This window comes from Clostridiales bacterium, assembly GCA_012512255.1.
Classification (GTDB): Bacteria; Bacillota; Clostridia; order Christensenellales; family DUVY01; genus DUVY01.
On sequence record JAAZDJ010000104.1, the window covers coordinates 1 to 7,752 of the forward strand.

General features: G+C 38.4%; 7 protein-coding genes and 1 other RNA gene. 7 read left to right on the top strand and 1 reads right to left on the bottom strand.

Going from position 1 to position 7,752, the window contains the following annotated elements; all coding sequences use genetic code 11:
- Positions 1–1,442, bottom strand: a 1,442-nt coding sequence (locus GX756_05380; GenBank protein ID NLC17294.1) for a hypothetical protein, incomplete at its 3' end; no start/stop codon positions are given.
- A gap of 39 nt (positions 1,443–1,481) precedes the next feature.
- Between GX756_05380 and GX756_05385 the strand changes: the two genes are divergently transcribed.
- From GX756_05385 to rnpB, 7 genes are all read left to right on the top strand, one after another.
- Positions 1,482–1,964, top strand: coding sequence for a TSUP family transporter (locus GX756_05385; protein NLC17295.1), 483 nt, complete (start codon positions 1,482–1,484; stop codon positions 1,962–1,964).
- 21 nt (positions 1,965–1,985) lie between these two features.
- Positions 1,986–2,384 (top strand): sulfite exporter TauE/SafE family protein, encoded by a 399-nt coding sequence (locus tag GX756_05390; GenBank protein NLC17296.1) that lies wholly within the window; start codon positions 1,986–1,988, stop codon positions 2,382–2,384.
- Positions 2,385–2,458: 74 nt separating this feature from the next.
- Entirely contained in the window at positions 2,459–3,490 is a 1,032-nt protein-coding gene (locus GX756_05395; GenBank protein ID NLC17297.1) for an NDP-sugar synthase, read from the top strand.
- 113 nt (positions 3,491–3,603) lie between these two features.
- Positions 3,604–5,259, top strand: coding sequence for a ribonuclease J (locus GX756_05400; GenBank protein NLC17298.1), 1,656 nt, complete (start codon positions 3,604–3,606; stop codon positions 5,257–5,259).
- 1 nt (position 5,260) lies between these two features.
- Positions 5,261–5,869, top strand: coding sequence for a methyltransferase domain-containing protein (locus GX756_05405; GenBank protein NLC17299.1), 609 nt, complete (start codon positions 5,261–5,263; stop codon positions 5,867–5,869).
- Positions 5,870–5,875: 6 nt separating this feature from the next.
- Complete coding sequence (locus GX756_05410) at positions 5,876–7,096, top strand: U32 family peptidase (GenBank protein ID NLC17300.1); 1,221 nt, start codon at positions 5,876–5,878, stop codon at positions 7,094–7,096.
- A gap of 101 nt (positions 7,097–7,197) precedes the next feature.
- Positions 7,198–7,535, top strand: an RNA gene (gene rnpB, locus GX756_05415) — RNase P RNA component class A.
- Positions 7,536–7,752 lie beyond the last annotated feature (217 nt).

Genomic DNA, 7,752 nt, shown 5'->3' on the forward strand with positions numbered 1-7,752 from the left:
GGATAAGTATATTCCGTATAATCGCCTATAGAGTCAAAATTGCCGTTATCAAGACTTGGGCTGCCTTGGGTGTCCGAAAAAGTTATTACAGTGCCGCTTGAGCTGTGATTGTTATAATCTTCTGGCAAAATTTCTTCCAAGGTTATGTTATCATAATACACGGTTCCGACAGCGGGAGCGGAACTATTGCCAAACCAAAGCTCCAAATAAACTTCCTTGTCCATTAAGCTAGATCCTTTTATAAAGAAGCTGCCTTGATTCCAATCTCCAAGCCAAGAATTCTCTCCTAAGTTAGCAGAAAAACTGTTTAGGGTACCGTGGCTTTTATATTCTCCATTTTTATCCTTTGAGACGATATTAGCAAATGCTGTGCCGCTAACAAAATCGGCTTTATTGTGCCAAATGCCAAGATGATAAAATTTGTGTCTTTCTATTATAAAAGGTTGCGAGCGATATCCCGCATAACCTTGGCCTTTAGTTGCTATTTTTAAAGCTTGATTTCCAAAAGGCAAATACACATCGCTTGCGACCGAAACCGAGGCTTCGCTTTCAATATTTTCCCAATTAGAAAAGCCCGATTCAAAATCAGCCTGGAAATCTTCAGGCAAGATGTTTTTGGTTAATTCATCTGCAAAATAATCATTATTAAGAGGATTGTTTTTGCTGTCTTGATAAATTTCATAAGAAATTGGTTGCAAAAGAACTTTATCAAAAAAGACGTAACCGGATGCCGGCCTCATTATCTTGTTTCCGTCTTCATCTTCGCCGACATCGCCAAGTTGCAAAGAGACTTGGACCGATGCCGTTTTATAACTATAGCCAGAAAAATAAATGGAATATTCTTTCCAAGTATTGCGGGTATTTATAGGTTCGCTGATTGCTTTTATATCGCCTGTTATAGCGATAAAAGCGCCATAATTATAATCTTCGCCTATAGTTGAAAAATCGGGGGTGTAGACATAAACGCTTAATTTATAATAAGAGTTAGGTTTAATTTCATATGTACTGGACTTATACGAATAAGCTGTTTGGTTAAGGGTGCTTATCATTAAAACATTGGCCGTATCCGAATCATAATCAAAAGGACTTATCAAAGTGTCAAAATTAACTTGGTCTTTAAAGTTGCCGGGAAGTTTATATGAATTATTTTTTTGGTTAACTACTTCCATAAGAGAATCGACTTTTAGGCTAATTATTCCCGCGGCGATATTGGACGATAAGTTATTGTCCATAATATTGCCAACCCAACCTGTCGGCGATGTTGGATAAGAAGTTCCTGCTTCGGAAAAACTTTCATTATCAATCAGATTTTCCATGCGGATGTTTAATTGATTGTCGTTATCGGAAGAATTTGCCGCAAAAACGCCAAAAGTTAGATTTCCCATTAATGATACAAGCGCTATTATAATACCAAGTAATATTATTCTTAATTTTTTAGTCATTTGATTATATCCTTTATAAGTCCTTTATATTGCTTCGCTTTGATTGTAAACTATTTATTATTATATAAAATTAGCGTTCTAAAATCAATTATTATATACCTTTTTTATGTTTCTTTAATATTTTTGGGAGCTTCGGCAAAGACTATTTGCAATATGATAAAATTCCCAAAAAAGATTACTTTATTAATATGTGGAGCAATCATAGGTTTTATTAACGGTTTTTTTGGCGGCGGGGGCGGGATGATAGCCGTTCCCGTATTGGAGCGTATTTTAAAAAACAAAACCAAGACCGCTCACGCGACGGCGATTTTAATCATCTTACCGCTTTGCCTTGTAAGCGCTATCATCTACATAGCGTCGGGCTATTTTGAGCTTACCAGCGGTTTGGCGGCAGGCGGCGGCGTGGTAATAGGCGGCGTTTTGGGCGCCGTATTATTGTCCAAACTAAACAACAAAGTTATAAGGATAATTTTTGCCGCGGTTATGACTTTGGTTGGACTAAAAATGGCTATTTTTCCATAAAAAAGCTTGCGAGGAAGTTTTATGTGGCAGATAATAAAATTTATTTTGATAGGGATTGCGGGCGGCGTATTAGGCGGCATGGGAATGGGCGGGGGGACTTTGACAATACCGCTTTTGACAATGCTGGGCGGGCTTAAACAGCATATAGCGCAGGCTATTAATTTGGCATCCTTTATACCAATGGCGGTAATAGCCCTTATTCTGCATTTTAAGAACAAGCTAGTGAAGACCCAAGGCGTTTTGTTTATTATAATACCCGCTTTGGTTTTTAGCATAATCTCGTCTTTAATTATAAAAAACATTGACTCCGATTTGCTTTCAAGGCTGTTCGGCGGGTTTTTGGCGCTTTTGGGCGTATGGATTTTGATTGAAAATATCTTTATAAATAAAAACATGGAAAAAGCCAAAGACAATCATTAGCTTTGGTTTTTGAATTTTTTAGAAAAATTTGCGCAATCTAAAAACATTGACTTTTTTTGGGAGAGACAAGACAATTGGACAGACAAGACATAAAAGCTATTATAATGGCCGGCGGCAAGGGCACAAGGCTTATGCCGCTGACCAAAAACTTGCCCAAACCCCTTATGCCCGTATTGGCGAAGCCCGTAATTTTTTATATTATAGAACTTTTGTTAAGTTATAATATTGATAAAATTGCGCTAACCCTTATGCACATGCCCAAAAAGATTATTGACGCCGTTAGCAAACATTTTCCAATGAGTTTCAATTATTTTATAGAACGCAAGGCTTTGGGGACGGCGGGCAGCGTAAAGGCGGCGCAAGGCTGGCTGAACGAAAAACCATTTATTGTGATAAGCGGGGACGCGTTGACTAATCTTGATTTGGCCAAAATTTATGACGCGCATCTTAAAAGCGACGCCGATATCACTATGGCGGTCAAAGAAGTTGAAAACCCCTCGCTTTATGGCGTGGTCAAAACGGATGAATATGGCTATGTGGCAGAGTTTGTGGAAAAACCCCAAAAAAAAGAAATTTTAAGCAACTTAATTAATTGCGGAATTTATATCATAAATCCCGATGTGTTGGATTTTATCCCTAAAGATACGGCGTTTGATTTTGCTAGAGATTTATTTCCCATAATTTTAAACCAAGGCAAAAGAATTTTTACGCATCGCATTGATAAATATTGGTGCGATATAGGATCCATAGAGGAATATTTTAAAGCCAATATGGATATGCTCAACGGCGTAAACGGACTTGACTGTTTTACAAAAGATAGTCAAGAATTATATGATATTCCTCTTGGGCGGACATATTTGGGCAAGAGAAGTTTTTTGGGGCTTAATGTGGATGTGGGCAATAATGCGATTATAGGCGATAATTGTTATATTGACGGCAATATTTCTTTGTCCGATTGTATTATATTTGACAATACTTTTTTGAATGTTTCTTGTCATGGCGCGATAGCCACGCCCGAACACTATATACCCGTGTTATACAAGCAGCCGCCTTATCCTCAAGCCCAAAAAAAGGCGCAACCGACAATCCAAGACACTTTTTTATAAAAAGTCTAATAGTGTAGCCAAAAATTATCGCTTTCTTTTGAATTTGTAAAAAATTGCCAAATAGTATATAATGTCTTTTGATAAAATAATTTACTAAAGATTTTGGAGGATTTTTGGATACACTTAAAGTTATATTTTTGGGCGGCGTTGGAGAGATAGGCAAAAACATCACCGCTTTTGAGTATAAAAACGATATTATTGTAGTGGATTGCGGCTCGGCGTTTCCAAGCATTGATATGCCCGGAGTTGACCTTGTCATTCCCGATGTCAGTTATTTGATAGATAACATCCATAAAGTCAGGGGCTTTTTTCTTACCCACGGGCATGAGGACCATATAGGCGGATTGCCTTATATATTAAAACAGTTTGAAATCCGCGTTCCTATTTATGCGTCCAATCTTACGCTCGCTCTTTTGGAACATAAATTTAAAGAACATAAATTAGAAAATGTCAATGTTAATATAGTCAAAAAAAATACGGTTATAAAAGCGGGCGCTTTTTCGGTGGAGTTTATCAAAGTCAGCCATTCTATATCGGGCAGTTTTGCTTTATATATCCAATGCCCGGCGGCAAAAGTTTTTCATACGGGCGACTTTAAGATTGACTATACCCCTATTGACGGAGAAATGATTGACCTAAGACGGATCGCGGAGATAAGCCGAAAGGGCATAACCCTTTTGTTGTCGGAAAGCACCAATATTGAACGCCCCGGATATTCTATGAGCGAATCAACCGTAGGCAAATCATTATATAATTTTTTCGCGCAAAACACCAAAAGGCGCTTGATTGTGGCGACATTCGCGTCCAATATCCATAGAATACAACAGATAATTGACCTGGCTCAAAAGTTTGGCAGAAAGGTCGCTTTTAGCGGACGAAGCATGCATAATGTGTTAGAAGCGGCTGCTAGAATAGGCGAAATAAGATACGACAAAAATCAAATAGTTGATTTGGAGAAAACCAAAAAGATTGACGACGATAAGCTGGTTATTATCACGACCGGCTCTCAAGGCGAGCCTATGAGCGCGCTTACTCGCATGGCAAGCGATGAGTTTAATAAAGTGAAAATAACCGATAACGACACGGTCATAATATCCGCCTCGCCTATACCAGGCAACGAAAAGTTGGTGTATAATGTAATAAACAATCTATACCAAAAAGGCGCAAAAGTCATCTACGAGGCCTTGGCGGATGTTCATGTCTCGGGGCATGCGTTTAGAGAAGAACTCAAGCTAATTTATCTTTTGGTAAAACCCAAATATTTTATTCCCGTCCATGGCGAAATTAGGCATCTTAAGCAACATATGGAAATGATCGCGGATTTAGGGCATAACCCAAAACACATGCTTATGCCCCAGATTAGCAATAAAATTGAAGTTTGTTCCAAATTTTTGAAAAGATCGGACAATGTTACGGCCGGCAATGTCTTGGTTGACGGAGCAGGCATAGGCGACGTAGGCGCCGAAGTTTTAAGGGATAGAAGGCGTTTATCCGAAGACGGCATGCTATTAGTAATAATGGGCATTGAGCAAGGCGGGACCGTTTCATCCGTTGATGTAATAACAAGAGGCTTTATATATGCCAGAGAATCCATAGATTTGATCGAAGAAATCAAGCAAGTTTCCATTAATTCGGTTAATGGCATTGATTTAAAAGTTCAAGTTGACAGGGAAATTTTAAAGAACAATATTAGAAAAAACCTTCGTAATTTTTTGAACAAAAAAATCAAAAGAAGCCCGATGATTTTGCCTATAATAATAGAAAACTAATATGCAGTTACAGGACATTTTGGAATATTGCCGACAAAATAATATACCGACTATAAGCAAGTCTGCATGGGAACAACTTGCTAATGCGCTTAAAAAATATAAGCCTTACAAAATTTTGGAAATAGGAACAGGTTCGGGCTACTCGGCGGCAAAAATATTAAATACTATAAAAAGTTATGCCGACCTAAAAGATATTAGCTTTACTACGGTTGATATTGACCCCGAAAGGTTTGAGCTCGCTCTTGCCAACTTAAAGGAGTTAGGACTTTATCAATATGCGGAATTGATACTAGACGACGCGGCCGCGCTTTTGGGCCTATATGTTTTGCAAAACAGGTTATTTGATTTTATATTCTTAGACGGCGCCAAAGGCCAGTATATAAATTATTTGCCAAATATTTTGAAAATTTTGAAAAAAGACGGAATTTTGTTTTGCGATAATATATCTTTTCATGGCCTATCCAAAAGCGGAAAAGATACTTACCATAAGATGCGCACTATCGCGGTAAATTTGCAAAAATTTGAAAAAGCGCTAAAAAAATGTCCGCAATTAAAATGCGAAATTATCAAAACAGGCAACGACCATGTGGCGATTTGCCAAAAGATATAATACGTTATGAAAGATGCAAAAAAAGTTGAGTTATTAGCCCCCGCGGGCAATATGGAAAAATTAAAAATAGCCCTTTACTTTGGCGCAGACGCGGTATATATGGGCGGGCATAATTTCAGCCTAAGGCAATATAGCCAAAATTTTTCGCATGAAGAGATTTTTGAAGCCGCCCAATATACTCATAATTTAGGCAAAAAGTTATATGTCGCCGTCAATATCTTTGCCCGCGACCATGACTTTGACCAGCTTGAAGAATATCTTAAGATACTCCAAGAAGCAAAAGTGGATGCCGTAATAGTGAGCGATTTGGGCGTTTTGGATTTGGTATTGAAAAACACCCGTCTAGATGTTCATATTAGCACGCAGGCAAACACTACTAACGCGCGGGCGATAGACTTTTACGCCAATCTTGGCGTAAAAAGAGTAATTTTGGCGCGCGAATTGACTTTGAAAGAAATCCAAAACATCAAAAAAAATCTTACTAAAGACATAGAACTTGAAGCCTTTGTCCATGGCGCTATGTGCATTTCTTATTCGGGAAGGTGTTTATTAAGCAACTTTTTTACAGGCCGCGATTCCAATCGCGGCGAGTGCGCGCAATCTTGCCGCTGGGATTATATATTATACCAAAAAACCAAGCCCGACAAAGAACTAATAATCAATCAAGACGCCAAAGGGACATATATTTTGAACTCTAAAGATTTAAATATGTTAAATCACTTGGATAAACTGGTCCAAGCCGGCATAAGCTCCTTTAAAATAGAAGGAAGGATGAAAACGGCTTATTATGTGGCCACAATCGTAAACGCGTATAGACGGGCGTTAGATTGTTTGGCGAATAACCAAAAAATACACGAGGATATTTTGCAAGAGCCTTATAAGACATCGCATAGGGAGTTTACAACCGGTTTTTATTTTAGCAATCCCGAGGAATGTTATTCGTCGTCCAGAACGATACAATCTTATGACTTTGCGGCCATAGTCAAAGATTATGACAACGGCAAGGCATTAGTTGAGCAAAGAAATCGTTTTGAAATAGGCGACGAGTTAGAAATTTTGTCGCCCGGCGATACTTTTTTGAAAACTATTAAGGTTCAAAAAATGCAAGATAGCGGCGGCCAGCCAATTATGGTAGCCGACCGAGTCCAGCAAGAAGTGATTATTTATACCGATTTGAAGTTAATCACGGGAGATATTTTAAGAAAAAAACAAAGAATTCTTGACTAATTATAAAATATTAGATTATAATTTCAAAGCTTTGGCTTTTTTTAAATTTTTTCCAAACTTTACTGTGGCAAATTTTTTGTTAATTGTGGTATAATATTAATGCAGTTGACTGAATGACCGCGTTTTTTAAAAAAACGAGGAAAGTCCGAGCATCGCAGGACAGGGCGCTGGATAACATCCAGTGAAGGCGACTTCAAGGAAAGTGCAACAGAAAGCAAACCGCATGCTTGCCAAAAGCATGTAAGGGTGAAAGGGTAGGGTAAGAGCCTACCGCGCATATGGCGACTTATGCGGCATTGTAAACCCCGCCCGATGCAAGATAGAGAGCGCAAGGTGGTCCGCCGTAGCTCTCGGCAAAATCGCTAGAACATATCGGCAACGATATGTCCAGACAGATGGTCATTCTAGACAGAACTCGGCTTACAGGTCATCTGCGTTTTGTGAGTCCGCAAACGAAAAAGCGTTTGCGGACGCTTTTTTTTATTTTTTGGAGTTTTAAAAAACAACCTAAAGAATTAATCTAAATCTAAAGCGCGAATTGCGATTTCGTATTTTTTTCCGTCTTTGCTTATAGCCAATAAATTATTAGGATATTCTACTTCGCGGGGATATATCACGGACTCTATCAAATTAGTTTCTGTAACCAATAATTCGCC